The 25,908-nt window shown below is 54.5% G+C and carries 16 protein-coding genes, 1 tRNA gene, 3 rRNA genes and 1 riboswitch; of the genes, 6 read left to right on the plus strand and 14 right to left on the minus strand.

Going from position 1 to position 25,908, the window contains the following annotated elements:
• Positions 1–3: 3 nt before the first annotated feature.
• The 6 genes from aceB to ACX8ZY_RS18595 form a co-directional block, all read right to left on the minus strand.
• Positions 4–1,602: a malate synthase A gene (aceB, locus tag ACX8ZY_RS18570; protein WP_256849813.1), complete on the minus strand. Its 1,599-nt coding sequence runs from the start codon at positions 1,600–1,602 to the stop codon at positions 4–6.
• Between the two features lie 263 nt (positions 1,603–1,865).
• The gene (gene metA / locus ACX8ZY_RS18575; protein WP_031593864.1) at positions 1,866–2,795 is read right to left on the minus strand and encodes a homoserine O-acetyltransferase MetA; all 930 of its coding nucleotides are present in this window, start codon (positions 2,793–2,795) and stop codon (positions 1,866–1,868) included.
• A 180-nt stretch (positions 2,796–2,975) separates the two neighbouring features.
• Positions 2,976–3,091: ribosomal RNA gene (gene rrf, locus ACX8ZY_RS18580) — 5S ribosomal RNA — on the minus strand.
• 210 nt (positions 3,092–3,301) lie between these two features.
• Positions 3,302–6,209 (minus strand): 23S ribosomal RNA (locus ACX8ZY_RS18585).
• A gap of 213 nt (positions 6,210–6,422) precedes the next feature.
• Positions 6,423–6,498 (minus strand) — tRNA-Glu (locus ACX8ZY_RS18590).
• Between the two features lie 86 nt (positions 6,499–6,584).
• Positions 6,585–8,124: ribosomal RNA gene (locus ACX8ZY_RS18595) — 16S ribosomal RNA — on the minus strand.
• Together the 16S, 23S and 5S rRNA genes with 1 tRNA gene alongside form the textbook arrangement of a ribosomal RNA operon.
• Positions 8,125–8,758: 634 nt before the next feature.
• Between ACX8ZY_RS18595 and purH the strand changes: the two genes are divergently transcribed.
• Entirely contained in the window at positions 8,759–10,348 is a 1,590-nt protein-coding gene (gene purH / locus ACX8ZY_RS18600; protein WP_421665151.1) for a bifunctional phosphoribosylaminoimidazolecarboxamide formyltransferase/IMP cyclohydrolase, read from the plus strand.
• A 19-nt stretch (positions 10,349–10,367) separates the two neighbouring features.
• Positions 10,368–11,648 (plus strand): phosphoribosylamine--glycine ligase, encoded by a 1,281-nt coding sequence (gene purD, locus ACX8ZY_RS18605; RefSeq protein WP_158132081.1) that lies wholly within the window; start codon positions 10,368–10,370, stop codon positions 11,646–11,648.
• A 32-nt stretch (positions 11,649–11,680) separates the two neighbouring features.
• Here the strand turns inward: purD and ACX8ZY_RS18610 are convergent, their stop codons facing one another.
• The 6 genes from ACX8ZY_RS18610 to nudC all read right to left on the minus strand — a co-directional run bounded on the left by ACX8ZY_RS18610 (position 11,681) and on the right by nudC (position 16,077).
• Positions 11,681–12,343, minus strand: a complete 663-nt coding sequence (locus tag ACX8ZY_RS18610; protein WP_154210982.1) for a DUF1481 domain-containing protein — start codon at positions 12,341–12,343, stop codon at positions 11,681–11,683.
• A 69-nt stretch (positions 12,344–12,412) separates the two neighbouring features.
• Entirely contained in the window at positions 12,413–12,685 is a 273-nt protein-coding gene (gene hupA, locus ACX8ZY_RS18615; protein WP_003850136.1) for a nucleoid-associated protein HU-alpha, read from the minus strand.
• A gap of 188 nt (positions 12,686–12,873) precedes the next feature.
• Positions 12,874–13,464, minus strand: coding sequence for a YjaG family protein (locus tag ACX8ZY_RS18620; protein ID WP_010261070.1), 591 nt, complete (start codon positions 13,462–13,464; stop codon positions 12,874–12,876).
• Positions 13,465–13,527: 63 nt separating this feature from the next.
• A complete protein-coding gene (gene nfi, locus ACX8ZY_RS18625; RefSeq protein ID WP_010261068.1) occupies positions 13,528–14,196 on the minus strand; it encodes a deoxyribonuclease V in 669 nt (222 codons plus the stop codon).
• Positions 14,197–14,198: 2 nt separating this feature from the next.
• Complete coding sequence (hemE, locus tag ACX8ZY_RS18630) at positions 14,199–15,266, minus strand: uroporphyrinogen decarboxylase (protein WP_010672222.1); 1,068 nt, start codon at positions 15,264–15,266, stop codon at positions 14,199–14,201.
• 40 nt (positions 15,267–15,306) lie between these two features.
• The gene (nudC, locus tag ACX8ZY_RS18635) at positions 15,307–16,077 is read right to left on the minus strand and encodes an NAD(+) diphosphatase (protein WP_010672223.1); all 771 of its coding nucleotides are present in this window, start codon (positions 16,075–16,077) and stop codon (positions 15,307–15,309) included.
• A gap of 89 nt (positions 16,078–16,166) precedes the next feature.
• Here nudC and ACX8ZY_RS18640 point away from each other — a divergent pair, with 89 nt between their 5' ends.
• The 3 genes from ACX8ZY_RS18640 to thiE all read left to right on the plus strand — a co-directional run bounded on the left by ACX8ZY_RS18640 (position 16,167) and on the right by thiE (position 19,565).
• Positions 16,167–16,673, plus strand: a complete 507-nt coding sequence (locus ACX8ZY_RS18640; protein WP_010261059.1) for an Rsd/AlgQ family anti-sigma factor — start codon at positions 16,167–16,169, stop codon at positions 16,671–16,673.
• A 152-nt stretch (positions 16,674–16,825) separates the two neighbouring features.
• Positions 16,826–16,926, plus strand: a riboswitch (TPP riboswitch).
• Between the two features lie 87 nt (positions 16,927–17,013).
• The gene (thiC, locus tag ACX8ZY_RS18645) at positions 17,014–18,936 is read left to right on the plus strand and encodes a phosphomethylpyrimidine synthase ThiC (protein ID WP_010261057.1); all 1,923 of its coding nucleotides are present in this window, start codon (positions 17,014–17,016) and stop codon (positions 18,934–18,936) included.
• Positions 18,937–18,938: 2 nt separating this feature from the next.
• A complete protein-coding gene (gene thiE / locus ACX8ZY_RS18650) occupies positions 18,939–19,565 on the plus strand; it encodes a thiamine phosphate synthase (protein WP_045140883.1) in 627 nt (208 codons plus the stop codon).
• Between the two features lie 194 nt (positions 19,566–19,759).
• Here the strand turns inward: thiE and ACX8ZY_RS18655 are convergent, their stop codons facing one another.
• Positions 19,760–21,214 carry an aminotransferase-like domain-containing protein gene (locus ACX8ZY_RS18655; protein WP_010672226.1) on the minus strand — a complete coding sequence of 485 codons (1,455 nt, stop codon included), beginning with the start codon at positions 21,212–21,214 and terminating at the stop codon, positions 19,760–19,762.
• Positions 21,215–21,388: 174 nt separating this feature from the next.
• Here ACX8ZY_RS18655 and ACX8ZY_RS18660 point away from each other — a divergent pair, with 174 nt between their 5' ends.
• Positions 21,389–21,571: a DUF1127 domain-containing protein gene (locus tag ACX8ZY_RS18660; protein WP_010261051.1), complete on the plus strand. Its 183-nt coding sequence runs from the start codon at positions 21,389–21,391 to the stop codon at positions 21,569–21,571.
• A gap of 55 nt (positions 21,572–21,626) precedes the next feature.
• On the opposite strand, the gene rpoC is transcribed toward ACX8ZY_RS18660, so the two are convergent.
• Positions 21,627–25,850, minus strand: coding sequence for a DNA-directed RNA polymerase subunit beta' (rpoC, locus tag ACX8ZY_RS18665; protein WP_010261049.1), 4,224 nt, complete (start codon positions 25,848–25,850; stop codon positions 21,627–21,629).
• Positions 25,851–25,908 lie beyond the last annotated feature (58 nt).

Raw genomic sequence — 25,908 nt, forward strand, 5'->3', positions numbered from 1 at the left:
TGTTCAGGGGATCAGGCGATAGCCTGGCAGGGTAAGAAAGGAAACCAGCTCGCGCTCGGTGGTGATCTGAGCCATCAACTGCGCCGCGTCGTCATAGCGACCGGCGCTGAAGTGGGCTTCGCCCAGCGCGTTTTGCAGCAGATGCAGCTCTTCGTTAAGCCAGCGCAGAAACAGTTCAGCTGTGACCTGCTGGCCGTTGTTCAGCATTTGCTGATGATGAATCCATTGCCAGATTGAGGTGCGTGCGATCTCAGCGGTGGCGGCATCCTCCATCAGTCCGTCAATCGGGACACAGCCGTTACCGCTGATCCACGCCTCAAGGTATTGCAGCGCAACACGGATGTTGGCGCGCATACCGGCTTCGGTGCGCTCACCCTGACAGGGCGCCAGCAGCTGCTCCGCAGTGATCGGCGCATCCTCTTCCCGCATGACCTGCAGCTGGTTTGGCCGGTCGCCCAGCGCAGCGTTGAAGACCGCCATCGCGGTATCTGCCAGACCAGGATGAGCAATCCAGGTGCCGTCATGCCCGTTACCTGCCTCCCGCTGCTTATCTTCCGTCACGCGCTGCAGTACCCAGGCATTGCGCGTGGGATCTTTAGCGGGGATCAGCGCTGACATCCCGCCCATCGCAAAAGCCCCCCGCCGATGACAGGTTTTAATCAGCAGTCGCGAATAAGCGTCCAGAAACGGCTGAGACATGGTGACGGACTGGCGATCCGGCAGCACGCGATCCGCATGCTGTTTCAGGGTTTTGATATAGCTGAAGATGTAATCCCAGCGGCCACAGTTGAGGCCAACAATGTGATCGCGCAGATTCCACAGGATCTCATCCATCTGAAACACGGCGGGTAAGGTTTCGATCAGGACAGTGGCTTTGATCGTGCCACGCGGCAGATCAAACTGATCCTCGCTGAAACTGAAGATCTCACGCCACCAGGCGATCTCCTGCCAGCTCTCGGTTTTCGGCAGATAGAAATAAGGCCCGCTGCCTTTGGCCAGTAACGGCCGGACGTTGTGGAAGAAATAGAGCGCGAAATCAAACAGCCCGCCCGGAATTGCCTTCCCCTGCCAGCTGACATGTTTTTCTGACAGATGCAGACCGCGCACCCGGCACATCAGTACCGCAGGGGTAGCGCCGAGCTGATAAATTTTGCCTTTGTCGCTGGTATAACTCAGGGTGCCCTGTACTGCTTCGCGCAGTGTCAGCTGCCCTTCAATCAACTTCGACCACTCCGGAGACAGCGAATCCTCAAAGTCGGCCATAAAGACTTTAACGTTTGAGTTCAGGGCGTTAATCACCATTTTCCGATCGGGTGGGCCGGTGATCTCGACCCGACGATCTTCTAAATCTGCCGGAATAGATTGAATACGCCATTCACTGGCTCTTATGGAAGCCGTTTCCATATTGAAGTCTGGCAGATAGCCCTGGTCATATTGCTGCTGACGCTGCTGGCGAGCCGATAACAGCACTTCGCGTTGCGGTGCAAAGCGTGCGACCAGCGTCTCTAAAAAAGAAACAGCCTCGGGCGTTAACAGCTGCTGTTCTGCATGGCTAAAGGGCTGGCTGAAAATCAGGGTATGGCTGATCACTGAGTCTGTCATGCTGGCGTTCTCCTGTATTCAAAGGATCGAAAGCAGCGGATCCACACGGTGTTTATTTTGTGAGCTACAGGATCAGAGCATAAGCATTTATTTTTTTAAATCAAAAACTATTTCCATTTTTAAATATAAATTAACCTATCCTTATGTTTTATATGAAATAAAACTTTAATCCATTAAAGGAATCGCTTTCAGTTAACGTTTTAAAGGCGAAAAAAAACCGTGTTTCCATCGGCTAACACGGTTCAGTTGATCTTCAGACAGGACTATTCCAGCGTTGGGTTCATGTGACGCAGATCGAACGGCGTGATCTGGTAAACGTAGTAGTTGAGCCAGTTCGAGAACAACAGATTGCCGTGACTGCGCCAGGTGGCGCGGGGTGGCAAGGCCGGATTATCCTGCGGGAAATAGTTATAAGGGACTTCCGGATTCACCCCCGCTTCATAATCGCGATGATACTCACCAGACAACGTCAGGGCATCATATTCCGGGTGACCGGTAACAAACACCAGACGTTTGTCTTTACTCGCCATCAGATAGGCCCCGGTTTGTTCCGATTCAGCAAACAGCTCAAGATCGGTGTAATCCGTAATCAAATGGGTGGGGAAATCAGCATAGCGTGAGTGCGGTGCGAGGAAATTATCATCAAAACCGCGGGTCAGTAACGCATGGGGATGCAGTATCTGATGCTCATAGACACCAGACAGTTTGTTATGCCGGGTTTGCTTTGGAATGCCATACAGAATGTTAAGCGCGGCCTGAACCGCCCAACAGACAAACAGGGTTGAGGTGACATGCTCATTTGCCCAGTGCAGAACGCGCTGAATCTGTGGCCAGTAAGCGACATCATTAAAATCAACCAGCCCGAGTGGTGCACCTGTCACGATTAAGCCATCGTAGTTATCATGCTGGATATCTTCAAAATTGCAGTAGAAGTTGTTGAGGTGCTCAGTGGGCGTATTGCGTGACTCGCGGCTGTCGATGCGCAGCAGCTGAATATCGATCTGTAAGGGCGAGTTGGAAAGCAGACGCAGAAACTGATTCTCCGTTTCGATCTTTTTCGGCATCAGATTCAGTATGAGCACTTTAAGCGGGCGGATCTCCTGAACACTGGCGCGCGACGATGTCATCACAAAGACATTTTCGTCACGCAAAAAATTCACTGCCGGTAATTCGTCGGGAACCCTGATTGGCATAACCTGCTCACCTCTTACAACCATATAAACGTTTAGACATCTGGATGCCCAACATTAGCCTGATCGTTGTAAGATGTCGAGGTTTGATGCAGAAAATGAAAATGTTTCAGCTTAACGTGGCAAAGTGCAGACGTGAAAAAAGCCCCGCACTTCCGTGCGGGGCTTCTTCACTTATTTAATGCCTGGCAGTTCCCTACTCTCGCATGGGGAGACCCCACACTACCATCGGCGCTACGGCGTTTCACTTCTGAGTTCGGCATGGGGTCAGGTGGGACCACCGCGCTAAAGCCGCCAGGCAAATTCTTTGTGCTCTGTCCTGTGTCTTTTGTGCTGATGCTGCGTTGGCCGCCCTCGCGCTACTCCGTCACATACTTCAGTATGCTCCTTCGTATCGCTCGGTTGCCGCCTTGCCTCAGCGCAAAATCCTTCGGACTTCAGTCCGCAGGACACAACTGTATCCGGGAACAAGCTGAAAATCTGTCTCTCAAAAACGCCTCTGGCGTTGTAAGGTTAAGCCTCACGGGTCATTAGTACCGGTTAGCTCAACGCATCGCTGCGCTTACACACCCGGCCTATCAACGTCGTAGTCTTCAACGTCCCTTCAGGACTCTCAAGGAGTCAGGGAGAACTCATCTCGGGGCAAGTTTCGTGCTTAGATGCTTTCAGCACTTATCTTTTCCGCACTTAGCTACCGGGCAATGCCATTGGCATGACAACCCGAACACCAGTGGTGCGTTCACTCCGGTCCTCTCGTACTAGGAGCAACCCCCCTCAATTCTCCAGCGCCCACGGCAGATAGGGACCGAACTGTCTCACGACGTTCTAAACCCAGCTCGCGTACCACTTTAAACGGCGAACAGCCGTACCCTTGGGACCTACTTCAGCCCCAGGATGTGATGAGCCGACATCGAGGTGCCAAACACCGCCGTCGATATGAACTCTTGGGCGGTATCAGCCTGTTATCCCCGGAGTACCTTTTATCCGTTGAGCGATGGCCCTTCCATTCAGAACCACCGGATCACTATGACCTGCTTTCGCACCTGCTCGAGCCGTCACTCTCGCAGTCAAGCCAGCTTATGCCATTGCACTAACCTCACGATGTCCGACCGTGATTAGCTGACCTTCGTGCTCCTCCGTTACTCTTTAGGAGGAGACCGCCCCAGTCAAACTACCCACCAGACACTGTCCGCAGCCCGGATCACGGGCCTACGTTAGAACATCAAACATTAAAGGGTGGTATTTCAAGGTTGGCTCCACGCAGACTGGCGTCCGCGCTTCAAAGCCTCCCACCTATCCTACACATCAAGGCTCAATGTTCAGTGTCAAGCTGTAGTAAAGGTTCACGGGGTCTTTCCGTCTTGCCGCGGGTACACTGCATCTTCACAGCGAGTTCAATTTCACTGAGTCTCGGGTGGAGACAGCCTGGCCATCATTACGCCATTCGTGCAGGTCGGAACTTACCCGACAAGGAATTTCGCTACCTTAGGACCGTTATAGTTACGGCCGCCGTTTACCGGGGCTTCGATCAAGAGCTTCTCCTTGCGGATAACCCCATCAATTAACCTTCCGGCACCGGGCAGGCGTCACACCGTATACGTCCACTTTCGTGTTTGCACAGTGCTGTGTTTTTAATAAACAGTTGCAGCCAGCTGGTATCTTCGACTGGCTTCGGCTCGGGGAGCAAGTCCCTCCACCTACGCGCCAGCGTGCCTTCTCCCGAAGTTACGGCACCATTTTGCCTAGTTCCTTCACCCGAGTTCTCTCAAGCGCCTTGGTATTCTCTACCTGACCACCTGTGTCGGTTTGGGGTACGATTCTGTGTTACCTGATGCTTAGAGGCTTTTCCTGGAAGCTGGGCATTTATCACTTCAGCACCGTAGTGCCTCGTCGTCACGCCTCAGCGTTAATAAGGGACCGGATTTACCTGGACCCTCCGCCTACACGCTTAAACCGGGACAACCGTCGCCCGGCTGATATAGCCTTCTCCGTCCCCCCTTCGCAGTAACACCGAGTACAGGAATATTAACCTGTTTCCCATCGACTACGCCTTTCGGCCTCGCCTTAGGGGTCGACTCACCCTGCTCCGATTAACGTTGAACAGGAACCCTTGGTCTTCCGGCGAGCGGGCTTTTCACCCGCTTTATCGTTACTTATGTCAGCATTCGCACTTCTGATACCTCCAGCATGCCTCACAGCACACCTTCGACGGCTTACAGAACGCTCCCCTACCCAACAACACATAGTGTCGCTGCCGCAGCTTCGGTGCATGGTTTAGCCCCGTTACATCTTCCGCGCAGGCCGACTCGACCAGTGAGCTATTACGCTTTCTTTAAATGATGGCTGCTTCTAAGCCAACATCCTGGCTGTCTGTGCCTTCCCACATCGTTTCCCACTTAACCATGACTTTGGGACCTTAGCTGGCGGTCTGGGTTGTTTCCCTCTTCACGACGGACGTTAGCACCCGCCGTGTGTCTCCCGTGATAACATTCTTCGGTATTCGCAGTTTGCATCGGGTTGGTAAGCCGGGATGGCCCCCTAGCCGAAACAGTGCTCTACCCCCGAAGATGAGTTCACGAGGCGCTACCTAAATAGCTTTCGGGGAGAACCAGCTATCTCCCGGTTTGATTGGCCTTTCACCCCCAGCCACAGGTCATCCGCTAATTTTTCAACATTAGTCGGTTCGGTCCTCCAGTTAGTGTTACCCAACCTTCAACCTGCCCATGGCTAGATCACCGGGTTTCGGGTCTATACCCTGCAACTTAACGCCCAGTTAAGACTCGGTTTCCCTGCGGCTCCCCTATACGGTTAACCTTGCTACAGAATATAAGTCGCTGACCCATTATACAAAAGGTACGCAGTCACCCCCATAAAGAAGGCTCCCACTGCTTGTACGTACACGGTTTCAGGTTCTGTTTCACTCCCCTCGCCGGGGTTCTTTTCGCCTTTCCCTCACGGTACTGGTTCACTATCGGTCAGTCAGGAGTATTTAGCCTTGGAGGATGGTCCCCCCATATTCAGACAGGATACCACGTGTCCCGCCTTACTCATCGAGCTCACAGCATGTGTGCTTTTGTGTACGGGAGTATCACCCTGTACCCTGCGACTTTCCAGACGCTTCCACTAACACACAAACTGATTCAGGCTCTGGGCTGCTCCCCGTTCGCTCGCCGCTACTGGGGGAATCTCGGTTGATTTCTTTTCCTCGGGGTACTTAGATGTTTCAGTTCCCCCGGTTCGCCTTGCAGCACTATGTATTCATGCTGCAATGATGCACAGAGTGCACCGGGTTTCCCCATTCGGACATCGACGGCTGTAGCGGTTCATATCACCTTACCGTCGCTTTACGCAGATTAGCACGTCCTTCATCGCCTCTGACTGCCTGGGCATCCACCGTGTACGCTTAGTCGCTTAACCTCACAACCCACAGGCGTTTTTCAACGCTGCGAGTTGCAAGCATTTGAGAGACTCGAACGCATCGCATTGTCATTCCTTAATTACGGAGGAATAACGCGCTGCGTCGTTTCAATTTTCAGCTTGTTCCGGATTGTTAAAGAGCAATATCTTAAACATGACTCGTAAGTCATCTTTAAGATATGTGGGTAACATCTTTCACCTGTCACCAAGCTTTGGCGTCCCCTAGGGGATTCGAACCCCTGTTACCGCCGTGAAAGGGCGGTGTCCTGGGCCTCTAGACGAAGGGGACAATTAAGTCTGTCTTCGAAAGACACTTTGCTCGTTATTTTCTATCAGACAATCTGTGTGGGCACTGCGCGGGAAGGTATCTTCAGGTAAGGAGGTGATCCAACCGCAGGTTCCCCTACGGTTACCTTGTTACGACTTCACCCCAGTCATGAATCACAAAGTGGTAAGCGCCCTCCCGAAGGTTAAGCTACCTACTTCTTTTGCAACCCACTCCCATGGTGTGACGGGCGGTGTGTACAAGGCCCGGGAACGTATTCACCGTGGCATTCTGATCCACGATTACTAGCGATTCCGACTTCACGGAGTCGAGTTGCAGACTCCGATCCGGACTACGACGCACTTTGTGAGGTCCGCTTGCTCTCGCGAGGTCGCTTCTCTTTGTATGCGCCATTGTAGCACGTGTGTAGCCCTACTCGTAAGGGCCATGATGACTTGACGTCATCCCCACCTTCCTCCGGTTTATCACCGGCAGTCTCCTTTGAGTTCCCGACCGAATCGCTGGCAACAAAGGATAAGGGTTGCGCTCGTTGCGGGACTTAACCCAACATTTCACAACACGAGCTGACGACAGCCATGCAGCACCTGTCTCACGGTTCCCGAAGGCACTAAGGCATCTCTGCCAAATTCCGTGGATGTCAAGAGTAGGTAAGGTTCTTCGCGTTGCATCGAATTAAACCACATGCTCCACCGCTTGTGCGGGCCCCCGTCAATTCATTTGAGTTTTAACCTTGCGGCCGTACTCCCCAGGCGGTCGACTTAACGCGTTAGCTCCGGAAGCCACTCCTCAAGGGAACAACCTCCAAGTCGACATCGTTTACGGCGTGGACTACCAGGGTATCTAATCCTGTTTGCTCCCCACGCTTTCGCACCTGAGCGTCAGTCTTTGTCCAGGGGGCCGCCTTCGCCACCGGTATTCCTCCAGATCTCTACGCATTTCACCGCTACACCTGGAATTCTACCCCCCTCTACAAGACTCAAGCCTGCCAGTTTCAAATGCAGTTCCCAGGTTAAGCCCGGGGATTTCACATCTGACTTAACAGACCGCCTGCGTGCGCTTTACGCCCAGTAATTCCGATTAACGCTTGCACCCTCCGTATTACCGCGGCTGCTGGCACGGAGTTAGCCGGTGCTTCTTCTGCGGGTAACGTCAATCGACGCGGTTATTAACCGCATCGCCTTCCTCCCCGCTGAAAGTACTTTACAACCCGAAGGCCTTCTTCATACACGCGGCATGGCTGCATCAGGCTTGCGCCCATTGTGCAATATTCCCCACTGCTGCCTCCCGTAGGAGTCTGGACCGTGTCTCAGTTCCAGTGTGGCTGGTCATCCTCTCAGACCAGCTAGGGATCGTCGCCTAGGTGGGCCATTACCCCGCCTACTAGCTAATCCCATCTGGGTTCATCCGATAGTGAGAGGCCCGAAGGTCCCCCTCTTTGGTCTTGCGACGTTATGCGGTATTAGCCACCGTTTCCAGTGGTTATCCCCCTCTATCGGGCAGATCCCCAGACATTACTCACCCGTCCGCCACTCGTCACCCGAGAGCAAGCTCTCTGTGCTACCGTCCGACTTGCATGTGTTAGGCCTGCCGCCAGCGTTCAATCTGAGCCATGATCAAACTCTTCAATTTAAGTTTGATTTGCTTAAACAAGTTAAGCGGTGCTCATCTGTAAAACGTCATAATGAATTTCATTATGTGTTCACTCGTGAGGCTTGATATTTTTTTACGTCCGGAGACGCTGATATCAATCCTGCGAGTGCCCACACAGATTGTCTGATAAATTGTTAAAGAGCAGTGCGAACAGTGCGTTAGCGTCCTGTCGCGAGGTGGCGTATATTACGCTTTCCTCCTGCAGAGTCAACCTCTATTTCAGAAGTTTTTCTCCGGCGGAGCAGTCTCCTGTGCCTTTCAACCTGTCATCCCGTTGCCGGTGTGCCGTGTTGATGGATGCGCATTATAGGGAGTTGTCTGAGAGGCGCAACCCATAAATTGCATAAAAAAGAGCGTTCGCTGCATTCCACAGCAAAAGCGGCTGTTATACGCAGTTACACACAATGTTATCCACATTAGTCGGGCCAGATAAATTTAGGCGAGCATCACGCAAACGTTTTCGCTACAATGCCGGGCGAAGTTCCGGACCCCCCTTTTCGGGGCGTTACCTGAGGTTTTTGATTTTTTCTTCCTGTATAGAGAAGAGAAAACCGCTGTAAAGCCTGATGTAACGCTCTTATATACGCGAAACAAAGCCAAGGGATAAACCACCATGCAACAAACTCGTCCTGTACGCCGCGCATTGCTCAGTGTCTCTGACAAAGCCGGTATCCTCGAATTTGCTCAGGCGCTCTCAAGTCGCGGTGTCGAACTGCTCTCCACAGGCGGAACAGCTCGCCTGCTGGCGGATGCGGGTCTGGCTGTCACAGAAGTCTCTGACTACACCGGTTTCCCGGAAATGATGGATGGACGCGTCAAAACCCTGCATCCGAAAGTGCATGGCGGCATTTTAGGTCGTCGCGGCCAGGATGATGCCATTATGGCGCAGCACGACATCAGCCCAATCGACATGGTGGTCGTTAACCTCTATCCCTTTGCACAGACCGTCGCCCGTGAAGGATGTTCACGGGAAGATGCAGTGGAAAATATCGACATCGGTGGCCCGACCATGGTGCGCTCTGCTGCCAAGAACCATAAAGATGTGGCAATCGTGGTCAGCAGCGGCGACTACGATGCGATCATTGCCGAAATGGATGCTCATGAAAATGGCCTGACGCTTGAGACTCGTTTCGATCTGGCGATCAAAGCGTTCGAACACACCGCCGCGTATGACAGCATGATCGCTAACTACTTTGGCAGCCTGGTGCCCGCCTATCACGGTGATCGTAATCAGCCCGCCGGCCGTTTCCCGCGTACCCTGAATCTGAACTTCATTAAGAAGCAGGATATGCGCTACGGTGAAAACAGCCATCAGGATGCTGCCTTCTATATAGAAGAGAACATCACTGAAGCTTCAGTGGCGACGGCCCGGCAGGTTCAGGGCAAAGCGCTCTCCTATAACAACATTGCTGACACGGATGCTGCACTGGAGTGCGTCAAAGAGTTCAGTGAACCCGCCTGCGTCATCGTCAAACATGCGAACCCTTGTGGCGTAGCGACCGGTGACTCTCTGCTGGCAGCCTATGAGCGTGCTTACCAGACCGATCCGACCTCCGCATTTGGCGGCATCATCGCCTTTAACCGCGAGCTGGATGAAGCAACTGCGCAGGCCATTATCAGCCGCCAGTTTGTTGAGGTGATTATCGCGCCAGCCGTTTCTGAGGCCGCGCTGAAAATTACCGCCGCGAAGCAGAATGTCCGTGTCCTGATCTGCGGCCAATGGCAAAACCGTACTGCTGCACTGGATTTCAAACGCGTCAACGGGGGTCTGCTGGTACAGGATCGCGATCTCGGCATGGTCGATGCCAGCCAGCTGCGCGTCGTCAGTAAACGTCAGCCAACCGAACAGGAACTGCGTGATGCGCTGTTCTGCTGGAAAGTAGCGAAGTTCGTTAAGTCTAACGCCATTGTTTATGCACGCGACAACATGACCATCGGTATCGGTGCCGGACAGATGAGCCGTGTCTATTCCGCTAAGATTGCCGGCATTAAAGCAGCCGATGAAGGGCTGGAAGTAAAAGGATCAGCCATGGCGTCGGATGCCTTCTTCCCGTTCCGTGATGGTATTGATGCGGCAGCCGCGTCAGGCGTGAGCTGCGTCATCCAGCCTGGCGGCTCCATCCGCGATGAAGAGGTAATTGCGGCGGCAGATGAGCACGGCATTGCCATGATCTTCACCGACATGCGTCACTTCCGCCATTAATCGTTCTGGAGAGAAACAGATGAAAATTTTAGTAATCGGCAATGGCGGACGTGAACATGCTCTGGCCTGGAAAGCTGTCCAGTCGCCGCTGGCGGAAACCGTGTTTGTGGCACCGGGTAACGCGGGCACCGCATTAGAGCCTGCGCTGCAGAATGTCGCGATTAGTGCAACTGATGTCCCTGCCCTGCTTGAGTTTGCCCGGCGTGAAAAGATTGATCTGACGATTGTCGGCCCCGAAGCGCCGCTGGTGATTGGCATCGTGGATGCCTTCCGTGAGGCCGGGCTGGCTATCTTTGGTCCGACTCAGGCCGCTGCGCAGCTGGAAGGCTCTAAAGCTTTCACCAAGGATTTCCTGGCGCGTCATAAGATCCCGAGTGCGGAATACCAGAACTTCACCGAGGTTGAGCCCGCTCTCGCGTATCTGCGTGAGAAAGGCGCCCCTATCGTCATCAAAGCCGACGGCCTGGCCGCAGGTAAAGGCGTGATTGTGGCGATGACGCTGCAGGAAGCTGAGGATGCGGTTCAGGATATGCTGGCCGGAAACGCCTTTGGCGATGCCGGACACCGCATTGTGATTGAAGAGTTTCTGGATGGCGAAGAAGCCAGCTTCATCGTGATGGTGGACGGCGAGCATGTGCTGCCCATGGCCACCAGCCAGGATCACAAACGCGTGGGCGATGGCGATACCGGTCCGAACACCGGCGGAATGGGTGCCTACTCTCCGGCTCCGGTTGTCACCGATGAGATCCACCAGCGCGTTATGGATCAGGTTATCTGGCCGACCGTGCGCGGCATGGCGGCTGAAGGCAACGTCTATACCGGTTTTCTCTATGCCGGCCTGATGATCGATCACACCGGGCAGCCGAAAGTGATCGAATTCAACTGCCGCTTCGGCGATCCGGAGACTCAGCCGATCATGCTGCGCCTGCAGTCGGATCTGGTCGATCTTTGCCTGGCCGCCTGTGACGGTAAACTGGATCAGAAAACGTCACAATGGGATCCCCGCCCTGCGCTGGGTGTGGTGCTGGCGGCGGGCGGTTATCCGGGTGACTACGCTCAGGGCGATCAGATTCACGGTCTGCCACTCGAAGAAGTGGCTGACGGCAAGGTATTCCACGCCGGAACACGGCTGGAAGAGGACCTGGTGCTGACAAACGGTGGCCGCGTGTTGTGCGTAACCGCGCTGGGCGACGATGTGGCCGCGGCACAAAAGCGGGCTTATGAGCTGACAAAACCGATCTCATGGCAGGGCAGCTTCTGTCGCCGCGATATCGGCTACCGCGCCATTAATCGCAAATAAGTTCAGGGGGCACCAGGTGCCCCCTTTTCAATTCACATATCTTCTTCTGTCGGCTGCTGTGAGCAGTCATCTTGCTGACTGACCCGCAATAGCTGTATCCCTTCCGGCGCTTCAAGCCATGACACCATCAGCGGTGCCGATACGCGGCGTTGCTGCTGTGTCAGCATCTGCAGAGCGTCGGCGTCAAAAGCGGGTCTGACCTGCTGGCCTTCGCAACTCTCCAGCACATTGTTTCCCAGCCAGTGTCCCTGTCTGAGGAACACCTGACCGCTTAATAGCGCATCGCTGAGGTTACGCATCCGCTCGGCATCAAACTTATAGAGCTCAACCGCATCCGGGCTGACCGCTTCACGCCGGCCTGAAAGCTGGCGCTGCATAAAGTTAAGACCGCCAGCCTGGTCAAAGCGCAGGGTCACATCATCAGGCTGGTTGCCCTTCACCTGACGCTGAATGCTGATCAACGACTCTTCCAGCCAGACATAATCCGTCACTTCACCCTCACCGCCACTGAACGGCGTATAGAAGGTGCGGATATGGACCGACTGGTGGTCGCTGTTTTTACGCCAGATACGAACAACACCACGATCGGCAAGATAGCCACTGGCAGAAAAGGGGGGAATATCCGGAGTAGAGCTGCAACCGAAAAGAAACAGGGAGAGAAACAGAACAGATAAACGCTGAAACAGCGGGGTCATGATGGCTGGCCTCTTAAACAAAAGGGGCGAAACGCCCCCTGTTTTAAAGCTTAACCGCAGTGCGACGTCTTACTTAACGGCGTCTTTCAGCGCTTTACCAGACACGAATGCCGGTACATTTGCTGCAGCGATTTTGATCTCTTTGCCAGTCTGCGGGTTACGACCGGTACGCTCAGCGCGGTGGTTCACTTTAAAAGTACCAAAACCAACCAGTTGTACAGCATCACCATCTTTCAGAGACTCAGTGATCGCAGCCAGAGTAGATTCCAGCGCTGCCTTTGCCTGGGTTTTAGACAGGTCAGCTTTTTCTGCGATCACATCAATCAGTTGAGTCTTGTTCATAAGTTATCCTTAAAGTGTATTTATCGCTTGCTAAGCAACGAGTGCGAGGGAAAAGCCATATTCTGGCACTCTTCTGCCTGCACGCACCGATAGCCACAATTTTCAGCCCCCCAAATGTAGACCAGACAGGGGGCCAATGTGAAGCCTCCAGGCGCGCTAATTCGGGCCTGAAGTCACGTTTTATCGCCTTACTGCTGGAAATTTATACCGATGTTGCTAATTCCCGCTTCACGCAGGTCAGATCGCAGACCTTTAATCAATTCAAGGTCGCGCTCTTCACACTCCGCCAGCAGGCGGAAAATCTCCCACTGAAGGTCCCACTCATCGATGATAGCCGGGTTTTCACGCAGCTCTTCGTCGGTCATTTCGCGTCCAGCCTGGGTCATTTCCAGCATGGCGATAGTAGTAATTGAGGTCTCGCTGACTTCAATTGCATGCTCAAGAGTTTCACCGCTCAGCTGCGCATGGACGACTTCGCTTAATGCCACACAGGCATCGATAGCCGGATAAACGCCGTAAACCTCAAACGCATCACCATCCGGAATGGCGGCTTCGAGCTTTTCCAGCTGGCTGTCGAAGTTAATCTTCGCATCTTTGACCGTCAGGTTTTCCCAGATCAGATCAAGAATGCGGCGATAGAGTGCCGGATCGGCAAATTCAGTCTGCTCGCAGAACGCACGATAGTTGGGATACATGCGCTCGCACAGGCAGGCCATAAAAGTAAGGTGCTGCCAGCTTTCCAGCTTCGCCAGACGCAGATGAACGGGATTTTGTAACATAAAGGTGGCTCTTATTCGTTTCGCTGGCCGCAGTGTAACTGCAAAACCGCAGCACAAACAGTGTTAAAGCGCGTTTTGCCAGCGCTGGAAAGCGGTTCGGTTCGAGGCAACCGCGTCGGCCCAGCGGGTCGGTTCCGGCAGCCGGTAACCACGCGTACAGTTTTCGACCCACTGCAGCGCGGTATCCAGGCTGACACGATGGCCGGTGGCGACAAACAGCGGATTACACCGCAGCTTGCTGCGCCATACCCAGCCTATCTGCTCGCCTTTGTCGATCAGTGGCTGACGACTGCCAGGCTGCGCATCCAGATCGGCAAAACGGCCACACAGGCGACTTTTCGCGACACCAATGGTGGGCACATCGACCAGCAGGCCAAAATGTGACGCGACGCCAAGTCGTCGTGGATGCGAAATACCATGTCCATCCACAAACAGCAGGTCCGGCTTTTGCTCCAGCATCTGCCAGGCGGCCATCAGCGCTGGATATTCACGGAATGAGAGAAAGCCCGGAATATAAGGCATGGTGGTCTCAACGCGTGCGATGCGGTGCTCCACCAGCTTTAAGGAGGGATACTCCAGTATCACCATCGCCGCCCGGGTGATGGTGCCTTCCTGCTCAAATCCAACGTCCGCCCCGCCGATAAAGCGGGGTGGCAGCACATCAAAGTCATCTTCACGCACCACATCAGCGGCGCGTTGTAACTGCTCAGCGCGAAGTGCGGCAATATCCATGATTACTCCTGATGCCAGGGACGTGATAAACGGTGTACCGCCTCAACAAAGACGCCCGCATTTTCCGGTGGCACATCCAGATGAATACCATGCCCCAGATTAAAGACATGCCCGGTGCCCGAGCCAAAGCGCTCCAGGATCCCAGCCACTTCCTGTTCGATACGCTCAGGTGCCGCATAGAGCATAGAAGGATCCATGTTGCCCTGCAGGGCGACTTTGTCGCCCACGCGACGGCGTGCGTCATCAATATCGGTGGTCCAGTCGAGACCCAGCGCGTCACAACCGGTGGCGGCCATCGCTTCCAGCCACTGTCCGCCGCCTTTGGTGAAGAGCGTCACCGGCACGCGGCGACCGTCGTTTTCACGCAGCAGGCCATCGACAATTTTGTGCATGTAATGGAGTGAGAATTCGCGGTAATCACGACCGGTCAGCACGCCGCCCCAGGTATCAAATACCATAACGGACTGCGCACCGGCGCGGATCTGAGCATTGAGATAGAGGATGACGCTGTCGGCCAGCTTATCCAGCATCGCGTGGAGCGTAGCGGGATCGGCATACATCATCTTCTTAATTTTGGTAAACGCCTTGCTGCTCCCGCCTTCCACCATATAGGTGGCCAGCGTCCACGGACTGCCAGAGAAGCCAATCAGCGGCAGGTCGCCGTTCAGGTTCTTACGGATGGTACGGACAGCATTCATCACATAGCCCAGCTCCATTTCGGGATCGGGCACCGGTAAACGCTCAACGTCAGCGCGACAGGTCACAGGGTTTGAGAAACGCGGGCCTTCGCCGGTTTCAAAGTAGAGACCCAGTCCCATCGCATCCGGAATGGTCAGGATGTCACTGAAGAGGATGGCGGCATCCAGCGGATAACGGCGCAGCGGCTGCAGGGTGACTTCACAGGCCAGCTCGGCGTTTTTACACAGCGACATAAAGTCACCCGCCTGGGCGCGTGTCGCTTTGTACTCCGGCAAATAGCGCCCGGCTTGTCGCATCATCCAGACCGGCGTGACATCAACCGGCTGACGTAACAGGGCACGCAAATAACGATCGTTCTTCAGTTCACTCATCTCAACACTCTCTCAATAACAGGCGTGTAGTGTAGCACTTTCACACTTCGGCGCGGCACAGAGCGACGGTATCTTCAATCAGGCGGCGCGCCACGGTGCCTGGCGGTGGCAGCAACGGCAGCTCATCAAAACGGAACCAGGCCGCATCCAGCAGCTCTTTACCATCGTGCTGCAGATCGCCGCTGTCATACTCCGCCATAAAGGCTGTCATCAGCGATTGCGGGAAGGGCCACGGCTGGGAGGTAACGTAACGGACGTTTTTGACGCGGATATTGCTCTCTTCCATCACTTCGCGGGCAACGGCCTGCTCCAGCGTCTCGCCCACCTCCACAAAACCCGCCAGCACGGTGTAGACCTTGTTGCGATGGCGGGCATGATTCGCCAGCAGGATTTCATCACCGCGACGGATAGCCACAATGATGCAGGGTGCGATCTGCGGATAGTAACGCTCGCGACAATGGCTGCAGAGACAGGCAAATTCATGTTTGCTTTGGTGCATTTCATGGCCGCAATAGCCGCACCAGCGATGAGAACGGTAGAATTCCGCCAGTTGCACACCGCGACCCACCAGCTGAAACAGCGCCACATCCTGATCGATCAGCTGTCGTACTGAGAACATATCGGCAGAACGCGGCTCACAAATCAGCCAGACTTTTTCGCCCTGCCACTCACCGATGGTCCGGGCTTTACTACCGGTCAAACCAAATTTTTCGGCGTTTCCGTGGGGTAAATCACCTTGTGGTAACCAAAGTTTCTGTTCATGGCTGACAATCCACCATCCAGCGTCTACGCTTGAGATTTCGCATTGCATTTATTTCGTCATCCTTAGCGTCAACTCGCACGCTGAAGTCCTGATGTTAAGTGTGTAGATAAACAACTATAACTCACATGGAGTTAGATATGCTTAACCAGTTAGACGTCCTGGCTGAACGCGTAGGTGGCAGTAATGAACTGGTCGATTCGTGGCTTGAAGCCCGTCGTCAGCTACTGGTGACCTATTATCACCTGGTCGGACTTAAACCAAACAAAGAGGCGCTGACGCGTCTTGATGAGCAGGCTCTGGACAACTTCTGTCACGGTCTGGTCGATTATCTTTCTGCGGGTCACTTCAGTATCTATGAACGCGTGATCAGTGAAATGAGTGGCGACAGCCCGATGATTGCCGCCGCACAGATCTATCCACCGCTGGAAGCCAATACTGAGCGTCTGATGCAGCTGTATGACGGCCACCTGCAGCAGGCAATCGACGACGAGAACTGCATGACCTTCCAGCAGGCACTCTCCGAAGTGGGTGAAGTGCTGGAAGCACGCTTTACGCTGGAAGATAAGCTGATCCAGCTGGCATGGGATAACCAGCTTGTCCCCCCGCCGGTTGCCAATGACAGCCATATCGCGCGTCCGGCTTAATCATCATCTCCGGCAAAGGGGTTGAGATTATCCCGTAGCCCTTTTATGCTGAACAGGTTCTGAGGAGAGTGCTCCAAAGAACCTTTTTGATTTTTGCTTTGAAATATAAGGTTTTTACATCTGGCTCTGTTATCAGACACCAGCGTAAAAACAGCTTCTTGTCGGAGTGCCCAGTTGGGCTGAGACCGTTAATTCGGGATCCGCGGAACCTGATCAGGTTAGAACCTGCGAAGGGAACAAGAGTAAATATTCTCTGTATGCCAGCATGCTAACGCTGTCTATACGGTTACTCCTTCCGAACTCCGGACAAGCATCGTTCCCCCTTAACAGGATGATTGCTATGTCTGACCAAAAAACAACCCGTCGTGAACAGCGTGCCCAGGCGCAGGAATTTATTGATTCCCTGCAAAGCGGCAGTGCATTTCCCCAGTCCCGCCGCATCTGGATTACCGGCAGCCGCGAGGATATTCGCGTTCCCATGCGTGAAATCGTGCTAAGCCCGACTCACATCGGCGGCAGCAAAGAACAGCCTCTCTATGAGCAGAACGAAGCGGTACCGGTCTATGACACGGCGGGTGCCTATGGCGATCCCGCGGCACAGATCGATGTTCATCGGGGCCTGGAAAAGCTGCGCGCCCGCTGGATTGCTGAACGCGACGACAGCGAACTTCTCGAACAGAACAGCTCGGGTTATACCCAGCAGCGGCTGGCTGACGAGGGGCTGGATCATCTGCGTTTCGATCAACTGCCGACACCGCGCCGTGCCCGCGCAGGCTGCTGCGTCACGCAATTGCACTATGCCCGCCAGGGGATCATCACCCCGGAGATGGAATTTATCGCACTGCGGGAAAACATGGGCCGTGAGCGAATCCGCAGTGAGGTATTGCTGCAACAGCATCCCGGCCACAGTTTTGGCGCGCATCTGCCAGCCAGTATCACGCCCGAGTTTGTGCGTCAGGAGGTCGCTGCCGGACGCGCCATTATCCCTGCCAATATCAATCACCCTGAATCGGAGCCGATGATCATTGGCCGCAACTTTCTGGTTAAGGTCAATGCCAACATCGGTAACTCGGCGGTGACCTCTTCTATTGAGGAAGAGGTGGAAAAACTGGTCTGGTCGACTCGCTGGGGTGCCGATACGGTGATGGATCTCTCTACCGGTCGTTATATTCATGAAACGCGCGAATGGATTTTGCGAAACAGCCCGGTGCCAATCGGTACAGTGCCGATTTATCAGGCGCTGGAAAAAGTGAATGGCGTGGCCGAGGCGCTGAACTGGGAAATATTCCGCGATACGCTGCTTGAGCAGGCGGAACAGGGTGTCGATTACTTCACTATCCACGCTGGCGTGCTGCTGCGTTATGTCCCGATGACGGCGAAACGTCTGACCGGGATTGTATCGCGGGGTGGATCTATCATGGCGAAATGGTGCCTGTCGCATCATCAGGAGAGCTTCCTGTATCAGCACTTCCGGGAGATTTGTGAAATCTGCGCCGCCTATGATGTCTCCCTGTCGCTGGGCGATGGCCTTCGTCCGGGTTCCATTCAGGATGCCAACGATGAGGCGCAGTTTGCCGAACTGCGTACCCTGGGCGAACTGACCCGTATTGCCTGGGAATATGACGTTCAGGTCATGATTGAAGGCCCGGGGCACGTCCCGATGCATATGATCCGCCGCAACATGACCGAACAGCTCGACCTGTGCGATGAAGCCCCCTTCTACACCCTTGGCCCGCTGACCACCGACATCGCGCCCGGCTATGACCATTTCACCTCCGGTATCGGTGCTGCCATGATTGGCTGGTTTGGTTGCGCCATGTTGTGTTACGTCACGCCCAAAGAGCATCTGGGTCTGCCGAACAAAGAGGATGTGAAGCAGGGGTTGATCACCTACAAAATCGCGGCGCATGCCGCCGATCTGGCGAAAGGCCATCCGGGTGCGCAGATCCGTGATAACGCCATGTCCAAAGCGCGCTTTGAGTTCCGCTGGGAAGATCAGTTTAATCTGGCGCTGGATCCCCATACGGCGCGGGCTATGCATGATGAAACCCTGCCGCAGGAGTCGGGCAAAGTGGCCCATTTCTGCTCGATGTGTGGCCCTAAGTTCTGCTCGATGAAAATTTCCCAGGAGGTGCGCGAGTTCGCAGCACGTCAGGATACGCGCGCCGAGCCCGTTGAAGTGGGCATGGCGCAGATGTCAGACCGTTTTCGTCGGCGCGGCGGTGAGCTTTATCATCCCGCCGATGCCATTAAGGAGGAGTAACGATGCCCGCATTTCCCGCTACCGCCCCGCGCCTGGGGCTTTATCCGGTGGTTGATAGCCCCGACTGGATTGAGCGCCTGCTGAAGATGGGCGTTCGTACACTGCAGCTGCGCATCAAAGATCAGCCCGATGAGGTCGCCGAGCCCGCCATCGCTCAGGCGATTGCAATGGGTAAACGCTATGACGCGCGCCTGTTTATCAATGACTACTGGCAGCTGGCGATAAAGCATCAGGCTTATGGCGTGCATCTGGGTCAGGAGGATCTCGATGTCGCCGATCTTGCCCGGATTCATCAGGCAGGATTGCGTCTGGGGCTCTCCACCCATGACGATGCTGAACTGGACCGCGCACTGGCAATCCAGCCCTCTTACATCGCGCTTGGACATATTTTCCCGACGCAGACCAAAGAGATGCCTTCTGCGCCGCAGGGCATTGAGCAGCTGAAGCGGCATCTGACGCGCCTGACGCATATCCCCACCGTGGCAATTGGCGGTATTTCGATTGCTCGGGCACCTGACGTGCTGGCAACCGGCGTAGGGAGTATTGCGGTGGTGAGTGCGATTACCCAGGCAGATGACTGGCGTGAAGCAACACGTACTTTGCTGGCGCTGGCAGAGCTTCACCAATAAGGATTTGTGGAAGCAGTCCCGCATAGCGGCTGCAAAACCAGTAACGCCAGCGTTTCTGCCGGGAAAGCGGTGCGCAAAAGCGTAAGTTGCCGCTGGCGTGCTCTGATCCAAAACCTTAACGTGGCCTCCGTCAGGTTAAGGTTATCTGACCAGGGCCGGTTCCCTCCTCTTGCCGGCCCTGCTTCTTCTTTTCGCTATGCGAGAGTTGAAGCTGAAATCTGCGTTTCATGCTGGCACGAGAGCATGGCGCGTTCGACGGCTGCACCCACCAGCGCCAGCGCCTTCTCAGTCTGCTCGTTGATCGGCAGCCCGTAGTTTAAGCGCAGACAGTTACGGTATTTACCCGAGGCCGAAAAGAGTGAGCCTACGGCTATCTGAATTTTTGACTCGCGCAATTCGCGATTGAGCCGGACCGCATCAAACGCTTCGGGGAGCTCTATCCACATCAGAAAACCGCCCTGAGGACGGGAAACGCAGATGCCGCAGGGAAAGTAGTGGCGCACCCAGCAGCTAAAGGTTTCATAGTTACGATGATAGATTTGCCGCATCCGGCGCAGATGGGGCTGATAATGGCCCTGGCGGATAAACTCGGAGACCGCATGCTGAGGCTGTGTGGCGGTGGAACCTGTGACGATATATTTCATGTGCAGTACACGGTCGCGATAGCGGCCGGGTGCAACCCAGCCGACACGCAAACCTGGCGCCAGCGTTTTGGAAAAGGAGCTGCACAGCAGAACCCGGCCATCGAGATCCAGCGCTTTAATGGTCGCTGGGCGCGGATATTCCCAGGCTAACTCACCATAAACATCATCTTCAATGACCGCCGCGTCAAACCGCTGCGCCAGGGCAAGCAATGCCCGCTTACGCGGCTCAGGCATGATAAATCCCAGCGGATTATTACAGTTCGGTACAACAACGACTGCTTTAATCGGCCATTGATCAAACGCCAGTTCCAGCGCTTCCAGGCTGATGCCGGTTACCGCATCAGTCGGGATCTCAATGGCACGAATGCCAAATCCGCGCAGGGTTTGCATGATCCCGTGAAACGAAGGCGACTCAACAGCAATGATATCGCCCGGCTCGCAGACCGCACGCACGGCTACCGATAAGGCTTCATGGCAGCCGGTGGTAATAACAATGTCATCGGCGGTGAGCTGGCAACCGCTATCTATCGCCAGTCGTGCAACCTGTTGCCGCAGTGCGAGAACACCATAGAGGTTGTCATAATTGAGCAGCGCGATGTCCTGCTTCTGAGCCTGTCGGCTGAAGGCTTTCCACAGCGGCTTAAGCGTCGGTTGGGTCAGATCGGGCATACCGCTTCCCAGCTGCAACACATCATCTTCCAGACGGCTGTTAATCAGCTCCAGCACCGCATCCCACTGCGTTACCTCAACCGGCCGCTGTGCGGGACGGGTCAGCGCAGGCATCGGGGGCGTCGCCTTACGCGAGGCCACAAAATAGCCAGAGCGCGACTGCGGCGTAATCATCTGCTTCTCTTCCAGCAGATGATAAGCCTGCTGCACGGTGCTGATACTGACGCCATGTTCGGCACTCAGACTGCGTACCGAGGGCAGGCGCTCACCACTGCGATATAAACCTTGTTCGATACGCTGAGCCAGCAGCGTGGCCAGATGTTCATATCGCGTCATTGTATTTCCTCTGACTCAGTAGCTGAGCATTAACCGGTACAGTTATGCCTCTTTTTTACCATTCAGATCGCCATTACCGCAATCTGTATGTTAAAGAAAGGTGATTTTTGCGTCTGTATCATACAGAGCGATCCGCTGAGAATAGTCCTCAGACAATTCACTGAGGGCACTATCATGGGATACGACGAGAATCGCGCAGCTAAACCGTTTACAGGCACGCCTTACCAGCTGGTTCGCTATCTTTGGCGCAGCTATAAACGCTGGCAGCTGAGGCGTGAGACGCGCGTCATCCTGTCGAAGCTGAGTGACAGTCAGCTGAAAGACATTGGCCTTGGCCGCAACGACTGGAATGTCTGAATCAGAGACAAAAAAAAACCCTGCCGAGGCAGGGTTTTTATCAGGCAAAGGACGATTAATCGTCTTTGTTGCCGCCGAGACCGGCGTTCAACAGTTCAGCCAGGCTGGCTGAGGCTTCATCCGCAGTAACCTGCGGTGCAACCGGAACTTCACCTGCCGCTTTGCGGCGCATACGATCCTGATGGTACGCATAACCGGTACCGGCCGGGATCAGACGACCCACGATTACGTTCTCTTTCAGGCCGCGCAGTTCATCGCGCTTACCTGCTACTGCTGCTTCGGTCAGGACACGCGTGGTTTCCTGGAACGATGCTGCAGAGATGAACGATTCGGTAGCCAGTGACGCTTTGGTAATACCCAGCAGGTCACGCATGAAGGTTGCGCCAACTTTTCCGTTCGCTTCCAGATCACGGTTAGAGATCTTGATGCGAGAGAATTCAGCCTGCTCACCTTCCAGGAAGTCTGCACTTCCTGCGCTCACGATGGTTGCTTTACGCAGCATCTGACGAACGATGACTTCGATGTGCTTATCGTTAATCTTAACGCCTTGCAGACGGTAAACTTCCTGCACTTCGTTAGTGATGTAACGGGTCACCGCATGCACGCCACGCAAGCGCAGGATGTCATGTGGAGACTCTGGGCCATCGGAAACCACGTCACCGCGCTCAACACGTTCACCTTCGAACACGTTCAGCTGACGCCATTTCGGAATCATCTCTTCGTACGGCTCACTGCCATCCAGCGGAGTGATGACCAGACGACGCTTACCTTTGGTCTCTTTACCGAAGGAGATGATGCCGCTGATCTCCGCCAGAATAGCTGGCTCTTTCGGACGACGCGCTTCGAACAGGTCAGCAACGCGTGGCAGACCACCGGTAATATCCTTGGTACCGCCAGATTCCTGCGGAACACGCGCCAGCGTGTCACCAGCACTGATCTTCACGCCATCTTCCAGCTGAACAATCGCTTTACCAGGCAGGAAGTACTGGGCCGGCATGTCGGTGCCCGGGATCAGAACGTCGTTGCCGTTGGCATCAACAATTTTCAGCGCAGGACGCAGATCTTTACCGCCCGCAGTACGTTCAGCACTGTCCAGAACCACCAGCGAAGAAAGACCGGTTAAGTCATCTGTCTGACGGGTAATGGTCTGGCCATCAACCATGTCCGTGAAGCGAATGAAACCGCCCACTTCGGTGATGACTGGCATGGTATGCGGATCCCAGTTTGCGACGGTTTCGCCCGCTGCAACCTGCTCACCATCACCTTTCGCCATGGTAGAACCATAAGGAACTTTATAGCTCTCTTTGGTACGACCAAATTCGTCGATCATTTTCAGTTCAACGTTACGCGAGGTGATCACCAGCTTGCCTGCCGAGTTCGTTACCGACTTAGCGTTGGTCAGCTTGATGGTACCTTTGTTCTTCACCTGAATGCTGGATTCAGCAGCCGCACGTGATGCCGCACCACCGATGTGGAACGTACGCATCGTCAGCTGTGTACCTGGCTCACCGATGGACTGTGCCGCGATAACACCGATCGCTTCACCTTTGTTGATGATGTGACCACGTGCCAGGTCGCGACCATAGCAATGCGCACACACACCAAAGTCGGTTTCACAACCTACTACTGAGCGGACTTTCAGGCTGTCGACTGAGTTCAGTTCCAGCACGTCACACCAGTGCTCATCGAGCAGCGTGTTGCGTGGAACCAGAATATCAGCAGTACCCGGCTTCAGAACGTCTTCAGCGGTCACACGACCCAGAACACGTTCACGCAGTGGCTCTTTAACGTCGCCACCTTCGATGACAGGTGTCATCATGATGCCTTCGTGTGTACCACAGTCATCTTCGGTAACAACCAGATCCTGTGCAACGTCAACCAGACGACGCGTCAGATAACCGGAGTTCGCCGTTTTCAGTGCGGTATCCGCCAGACCTTTACGAGCACCGTGGGTTGAGATGAAGTACTGGAGTACGTTCAACCCTTCACGGAAGTTCGCCGTGATTGGTGTTTCGATGATGGAGCCATCTGGCTTCGCCATCAGACCACGCATACCGGCCAGCTGACGAATCTGTGCAGCAGAACCACGCGCACCGGAGTCAGCCATCATAAAGATGCTGTTAAAGGAAACCTGTCGCTCTTCTACGCCGTCACGGTTAATAACGGTTTCGGTTGAGAGGTTTTCCATCATCGCCTTGGCAACACGTTCGTTGGCCGCTGCCCAGATATCGATGACTTTGTTGTAACGTTCGCCGGCGGTTACCAGACCAGACTGGAACTGCTCCTGGATCTCAGCCACTTCTGCTTCCGCTTCGGTGATGATTTCCACTTTCTTCTCTGGAATAACCATGTCGTCGATGCCGACAGACGCGCCTGAACGGGCTGCGTAAGCGAAACCGGTGTACATGGTCTGGTCAGCAAAGATAACGGTCGGCTTCAGGCCCAGAATGCGGTAACAGGTGTTCAGCATTTTGGAGATAGCTTTTTTGCCCAGCGCCTGGTTAACGATGGAGAAAGGCAGACCTTTTGGCACGATCATCCACAGGATGGCACGGCCAACAGTGGTGTCGATGATGCTGGTTTTAGCAACCCACTCATCCTGCTCATTTTTCTCGTGTTCGGTGATACGCACCTTAACGCGAGCATGCAGCGATGCGAGGCCAGCGCGATAAATACGCTCAGCTTCTTTCGGGCCAGTCAGCACCATGCCTTCGCCTTTGGCGTTAACACAGTCACGGGTCATGTAGTACAGACCCAGTACAACGTCCTGAGAAGGAACGATGATTGGCTCGCCGTTCGCAGGTGACAGGATGTTGTTGGTCGACATCATCAGCGCACGCGCTTCCAGCTGGGCTTCCAGCGTCAGCGGTACGTGAACAGCCATCTGGTCACCATCGAAGTCGGCGTTATATGCCGCACAAACCAGCGGGTGCAGCTGGATTGCTTTACCTTCGATCAGAACCGGTTCAAAGGCCTGAATACCCAGACGGTGCAGCGTAGGCGCACGGTTCAGCAGAACCGGGTGCTCACGGATCACTTCGTCGAGGATATCCCAGACAACCGCTTCTTCGCGCTCAACCATTTTCTTCGCGGCTTTGATGGTGGTGGCCAGGCCACGCAGTTCCAGCTTGCCGTAAATGAACGGTTTGAACAGTTCGAGTGCCATTTTCTTCGGCAGACCGCACTGATGCAGGCGCAGGTATGGACCTACGGTGATAACCGAACGACCAGAATAGTCGACACGTTTACCCAGCAGGTTCTGACGGAAACGACCCTGCTTACCTTTGATCATGTCAGCCAGCGATTTCAGCGGACGCTTGTTGGAACCGGTGATCGCACGACCGCGACGACCGTTGTCCAGCAGTGCATCGACCGCTTCCTGCAACATACGCTTTTCGTTGCGCACGATGATATCTGGCGCAGCCAGATCCAGCAGGCGTTTCAGGCGGTTGTTACGGTTGATCACGCGACGATAAAGATCGTTCAGATCCGACGTTGCGAAACGGCCACCATCCAGCGGTACCAGCGGACGCAGATCCGGTGGCAAAACAGGCAGCACGGTCAGGATCATCCACTCTGGCTTGTTGCCAGACTGTACGAACGCTTCCAGCAGCTTGATGCGCTTGGTCAGTTTTTTACGTTTGGTTTCGGAGTTAGTTTCGTTCAGCTCTTCACGCAGCTGCTCGCACTCCTGCTCCAGATCCATGTTTTTCAACAGGGCCTGGATCGCTTCGGCGCCCATTTTGGCGTCGAACTCGTCACCGAACTCTTCCAGAGCGTCAAGGTACTGCTCTTCAGTCAGAATCTGACGCTTCTCGAGGTTGGTCATGCCACCTTCGATTACTACGTAAGATTCAAAATAAAGCACGCGCTCGATGTCACGCAGTGGCATATCCAGCAGTAAGCCGATACGCGATGGCAGTGACTTCAGGAACCAGATGTGCGCAGTCGGCGACGCCAGTTCGATGTGGCCCATACGCTCACGGCGTACTTTAGTCTGGGTCACTTCAACGCCGCACTTCTCACAAATCACACCACGGTGTTTCAGGCGCTTGTATTTGCCGCACAGGCACTCATAGTCTTTTACCGGCCCGAAGATACGGGCACAGAACAGACCATCGCGCTCTGGCTTAAAAGTACGGTAGTTAATGGTTTCTGGCTTTTTCACTTCACCAAAAGACCAGGAACGGATCATGTCTGGCGAAGCCAGCGCAATTTTGATCGCATCAAACTCTTCGGTCTTAGTTTGCGCTTTCAGAAACTTAAGTAAGTCTTTCACGGATTAGCTCCCGTCGGAGTGAGACTCAGAGGGCGTCCAACCGAAATTGAACGCCCCG

The sequence above is a fragment of the Pantoea sp. XAF26B01_ASV70 genome, assembly GCF_054512635.1.

Excerpts from the sequence above, each read along its gene's own strand:
- ACX8ZY_RS18620 (WP_010261070.1), bottom strand. The coding sequence starts at position 13,464 with ATGTTACAAAATCCCGTTCATCTGCGTCTGGCGAAGCTGGAAAGCTGG.
- hupA (WP_003850136.1), bottom strand. The coding sequence starts at position 12,685 with ATGAACAAGACTCAACTGATTGATGTGATCGCAGAAAAAGCTGACCTG.
- ACX8ZY_RS18655 (WP_010672226.1), bottom strand. The coding sequence starts at position 21,214 with ATGACGCGATATGAACATCTGGCCACGCTGCTGGCTCAGCGTATCGAA.
- purD (WP_158132081.1), top strand. The coding sequence starts at position 10,368 with ATGAAAATTTTAGTAATCGGCAATGGCGGACGTGAACATGCTCTGGCC.
- hemE (WP_010672222.1), bottom strand. The coding sequence starts at position 15,266 with ATGAGTGAACTGAAGAACGATCGTTATTTGCGTGCCCTGTTACGTCAG.
- nudC (WP_010672223.1), bottom strand. The coding sequence starts at position 16,077 with ATGCAATGCGAAATCTCAAGCGTAGACGCTGGATGGTGGATTGTCAGC.
- nfi (WP_010261068.1), bottom strand. The coding sequence starts at position 14,196 with ATGGATATTGCCGCACTTCGCGCTGAGCAGTTACAACGCGCCGCTGAT.
- metA (WP_031593864.1), bottom strand. The coding sequence starts at position 2,795 with ATGCCAATCAGGGTTCCCGACGAATTACCGGCAGTGAATTTTTTGCGT.
- ACX8ZY_RS18640 (WP_010261059.1), top strand. The coding sequence starts at position 16,167 with ATGCTTAACCAGTTAGACGTCCTGGCTGAACGCGTAGGTGGCAGTAAT.
- thiC (WP_010261057.1), top strand. The coding sequence starts at position 17,014 with ATGTCTGACCAAAAAACAACCCGTCGTGAACAGCGTGCCCAGGCGCAG.
- purH (WP_421665151.1), top strand. The coding sequence starts at position 8,759 with ATGCAACAAACTCGTCCTGTACGCCGCGCATTGCTCAGTGTCTCTGAC.
- ACX8ZY_RS18660 (WP_010261051.1), top strand. The coding sequence starts at position 21,389 with ATGGGATACGACGAGAATCGCGCAGCTAAACCGTTTACAGGCACGCCT.
- aceB (WP_256849813.1), bottom strand. The coding sequence starts at position 1,602 with ATGACAGACTCAGTGATCAGCCATACCCTGATTTTCAGCCAGCCCTTT.
- ACX8ZY_RS18610 (WP_154210982.1), bottom strand. The coding sequence starts at position 12,343 with ATGACCCCGCTGTTTCAGCGTTTATCTGTTCTGTTTCTCTCCCTGTTT.
- thiE (WP_045140883.1), top strand. The coding sequence starts at position 18,939 with ATGCCCGCATTTCCCGCTACCGCCCCGCGCCTGGGGCTTTATCCGGTG.